Raw genomic sequence first — 3,980 nt, 5'->3', positions numbered from 1 at the left:
GCCCGGCCGCGGGCCCGCGGCCGGACGCTGCGGCATCATGCCCGGGTTCGGACGCGCGCCACCGGGACCCGGACGCGGGCCGCCGCCCTGGGCGCCCTGCGGACGGGGCATCTGGCCCGGAGTGGGCCGGGGACCGCCGGGACCGCCCTGGCCACGGCCCGGACCGCCCTGGCCGCCGCCCTGCGGACGCGGACCGCCGCCGGGCTGGCCGCCGTGACGCGGGGCGCCGCCGGGACGGGGCGCCTGCGGGCGCGCCATACCGGTGGAGCCGCCGGAGGTGAAGGGGTTGTTACCGGGACGGGGACCGGCCGGACGGGGACCACCCGGACGCGGACGCTCCTGACCCGGACGCGGGCCACCACGGCCACCCTGGCCGCCGTCGCGCTGACCACCCTCGCGCTGGCCACCCTGGCCCTGGCCCGGTGCGCCCGGACGGGCGCCGGGGCGCGGACCGGGAGTGGCACCCGGCGTGGGACGCGGGCCCGGCGTGGGCGCCGCGGAGGGGGTGCCGCGCTGGCCCTCGGGGGCACCGGCCGGCTTGGGGCCGGGCGCCGGGGGCTTGGGGGCGGCCGGACGGGCCGCCGCCGCCGGACCAGGGGTCGGCGGCTTGGGCGTCGCCTTGCGCGGCGCCGAAGGCTTACCGGCGGCGCGGCCGGAGCCGTTGCCACCCTGGAAAGCGTCAGTCAACTTGCGCACAACCGGCGCCTCGATCGTCGAGGACGCCGAACGTACAAATTCACCGAGTTCCTGGAGCTTGGCCATGACGACCTTGCTCTCAACTCCGAACTCCTTGGCGAGTTCGTATACCCGGACCTTAGCCACTTCGCTCCTTTTAGGTCCGGGTTGTCGCCGGACCGTCGCTACTTCATGGGCGTACTCATCGCGTACTCATCGAGTGCTCATCGCAATCTCGACCTACTTCCGACTCGCGAGGTACCTGACCGCACGGTGTCCCGTGCCGTTCCTTCAACTACTCAGGGCGTCGCCTGTTCACCCTGCTCGACAAACCGGCGGAGCGCCGTGGTGTCGAGCGCTCCCGGCCCCCTGAAGGCCCGGGAAAAGGCCCGGCGGCGGACCGCCAGGTCAAGGCAGACCCGTGTGGGGTGAACATAAGCACCCCGACCGGGGAGCGTACCGCGCCGATCGGGGACACAAACACCCTCGATCAACACGATGCGCAGCAGATCGTTCTTGGCCGCCCGATCCCGGCATCCCACACAGGTTCTCTCAGGGCAGGCACCAGCTCGCGTGCGGCCAGACACTGCTTAAGTCTACCTCCCCGTACCGACCTCACCCCCTGGGGGGAGTGATCGAACCATCACTCGATTTGGCCCGGATCCCGAGGAATCCGGCCTGAATCAGCCTTGATCACCCGACTGCTCGGTGTCCGGCCGGATGTCGATCCGCCAGCCGGTCAGCCGCGCCGCCAGCCGGGCGTTCTGCCCTTCCTTGCCGATGGCGAGCGACAGCTGGTAGTCCGGCACGGTGACCCGCGCCGAGCGGGCCGCCAGGTCCACCACCTCGACCTTGCTCACCCGCGCGGGTGACAGCGCGTTCGCCACGAGCTCAGCGGGGTCGTCCGACCAGTCGACGATGTCGATCTTCTCGCCGTGCAGCTCGGCCATCACGCTGCGCACCCGCCCACCCATCGGGCCGATGCACGCACCCTTGGCGTTCAGCCCCGCACGGGTGGACCGGACCGCGATCTTGGTGCGGTGGCCCGCCTCGCGGGCGATCGCCGCGATCTCCACCGAGCCATCGGCGATCTCCGGCACCTCGAGCGCGAAGAGCTTCTTGACCAGATTGGGATGCGTACGCGAAAGGGTCACCGACGGTCCGCGCACACCCTTGACGACTCGTACAACGTACGTACGCAGCCGGGTGCCGTGGGCGTAGTCCTCGCCCGGGACCTGCTCCTGCACCGGCAGGATCGCCTCGAGACGGCCGATGTCCACCAGCACGTTCTTGGGGTCCTTGCCCTGCTGGACGACGCCCGCGACGACATCGCCCTCCCGCCCCGCGTACTCGCCGAAGGTGATCTCCTCCTCGGCGTCCCGCAGCCGCTGGAGGATGACCTGCTTCGCGGTCATCGCGGCGATCCGGCCGAAACCAGAGGGGGTGTCGTCGAACTCCTGGGGCTCCTGCCCCTCCGTCAGGTCCTCGTCGTCCTCGCGGGCCCAGACGGTCACATGGCCGGTGTCGCGGTTGAGCTCCACGCGGGCCCGGCGGCGGCTTCCCTCGGTGCGGTGATAGGCGATGAGGAGGGCCGATTCGATCGCCTCGACCAGCAGGTCGAAGGAGATCTCCTTCTCTCGCACCAGACCCCGCAGGGCACTCATGTCGATGTCCACGGCTACGCCTCCTCCTTGCTCTCGTCGTCCTCGCCCGCGGCCTGGTCCGCGGGCTTGCGGTTGAACTCGATCTCCACCCGGGCCTTGGAGATCTCCTCGAAGGCCAGCCGCCTGGCGGTGGGCTTGCGCCCCTTCACACCGGGAACTTCCAGATCGAGGCCCTCGTCGTCCACCGAGACGATCCGGGCCACCAGCTCGTCGCCGTCGGCGAGGCGCGCTCGCATGAGGCGGCCGGTGGCGCGGCGGTAGTGGCGCGGCTCGGTCAGGGGGCGCTCGGCGCCGGGAGAGGTGACCTCGAGGACGTACGCGGTCTGGCCCATGGCGTCCGTGTCGTCGAGGGTCTTGGAGATGTCCCGGCTCAGCTCCGCACACGTGTCCAGCTGGACGCCGTCGTCGGAGTCCACGACCACTCTCAGCACGCGCCGCCGCCCGGCCGGTGTCACCTCGACCTCTTCCAGATCCAGGTCTCGCGCGCTGACGAGCGGTTCCAGCAGTCCGCGCAGCCTCTCGCTCTGGGTGGTGCTCATCCGGGTGACTCCTCGGCCGCGTGTGCTGTTGTGGGAAGGTCGCGTGTCAGGTCAAAGCCTATCTGTTCCGGCGGCGGGCTGACGATTCGGTGGCCGCTGCCGGGCAGACGGCCTCGGCGCGGGTACGCTCGCCTGCTGTGATCACTACCGGCGGCCGGGAGCGGCCGCAGCCCGGAAAGAGGAACGTGTCGATCACCACTCCCCCGCCCCGTGCCACGGCCGCGCCTGACGCGGTGTCCGCGGTCCCCGCCACGTCCGCCGAGTCCGCTCTGTCCGCCGCGTCCGCTCTGTCTGCCGCGTCCGCCGCCTCCCCGGCCCGCGCCGCGCCGGTGACCCGGCGGCGGAGTCTGCTGCTGGGCGGCGGGGCGCTGGGGGCCGTCGCGCTGCTGAGCGGCTGCTCCGACGACCGCGAGTCCCGGCGCGAGGCGGACGGCGGGGCGGACGTCGCGCTGCTGCGGGCGCGGGGCGCGCGGGACTCCACGGCACTCCTCGCGCGCTACGACGCGACCGTGGACGCGCACCCCGCCCTCGCGGAGCGGCTGGCCCCGTTGCGGGAGGAGACGGCCCGGCATGTCGCGGTCTTCACCGCCAAGGGCCGGTCCCCCTCCCCCTCCGCGACCGTGTCGCGCTCGCCCTCGGCGGGCGGGCAGCGGATGCCGAAGGTCCCCGAGGACGAGAAGCAGGCACTCTCCGCCCTCGTCCAGGCCGAGCGCCGGACCGCCGACACCCGCACCGCCGCGCTCGCCACCGCGCCGCCCGAGCTGGCCCGGCTGCTGGCCTCCGTCGCGGCCTGCGGCGCCGCCCACGTGTATCTCCTCACGCAGCGCGACACGGACTCGTGATCACGCTCGGGACCACCGGGAAGGGGTACTGACATGGCCGCTCGAGCAGACCGCCCGGCCGTCGGCGAACGCGCCGCGGCGCTCAGGGCCGCGCAGGCGGCGCTCGCCGCCGAGCACGCCGCGGTGTACGGCTACGGCGTCGTCGGCGGGCGGATCGGCGACGACCGGCTCGCGGAGGCGCGCGAGGGCTACGCCGCGCACCGCGCGCGCCGGGACGACCTCGCCCGCACCGTGCGCGGCCTCGGCGGCCGCCCCACCAG

6 protein-coding genes are annotated in these 3,980 nt (G+C 73.2%); 2 read left to right on the top strand and 4 right to left on the bottom strand.

Annotation, left to right across the window (positions count from 1 at the left end):
* The 4 genes from ABD329_RS47410 to rimP form a co-directional block, all read right to left on the bottom strand.
* Positions 1-822, bottom strand: an 822-nt coding sequence (locus ABD329_RS47410; RefSeq protein ID WP_344318211.1) for a translation initiation factor IF-2 N-terminal domain-containing protein, incomplete at its 3' end; no start/stop codon positions are given.
* A 152-nt stretch (positions 823-974) separates the two neighbouring features.
* Entirely contained in the window at positions 975-1,262 is a 288-nt protein-coding gene (locus ABD329_RS47405; protein WP_078559543.1) for a YlxR family protein, read from the bottom strand.
* A gap of 96 nt (positions 1,263-1,358) precedes the next feature.
* A complete protein-coding gene (gene nusA / locus ABD329_RS47400) occupies positions 1,359-2,351 on the bottom strand; it encodes a transcription termination factor NusA (protein ID WP_182467388.1) in 993 nt (330 codons plus the stop codon).
* Between the two features lie 2 nt (positions 2,352-2,353).
* Positions 2,354-2,878 carry a ribosome maturation factor RimP gene (rimP, locus tag ABD329_RS47395; protein ID WP_198278560.1) on the bottom strand — a complete coding sequence of 175 codons (525 nt, stop codon included), beginning with the start codon at positions 2,876-2,878 and terminating at the stop codon, positions 2,354-2,356.
* A gap of 137 nt (positions 2,879-3,015) precedes the next feature.
* On the opposite strand from rimP, the gene ABD329_RS47390 reads away from it, so the two are divergent.
* The gene (locus ABD329_RS47390) at positions 3,016-3,720 is read left to right on the top strand and encodes a hypothetical protein (RefSeq protein ID WP_246618643.1); all 705 of its coding nucleotides are present in this window, start codon (positions 3,016-3,018) and stop codon (positions 3,718-3,720) included.
* Between the two features lie 33 nt (positions 3,721-3,753).
* Positions 3,754-3,980: DUF4439 domain-containing protein (locus ABD329_RS47385; RefSeq protein WP_344318209.1), on the top strand; the 227-nt coding region annotated here is incomplete at its 3' end.

This window comes from Streptomyces javensis (genome assembly GCF_039525925.1).
In the GTDB taxonomy this organism is placed as follows: domain Bacteria; phylum Actinomycetota; class Actinomycetes; order Streptomycetales; family Streptomycetaceae; genus Streptomyces; species Streptomyces asiaticus.
Note: the sequence above shows the minus strand (reverse complement) of the source record. Positions and strands in the feature narration are given on the sequence as shown.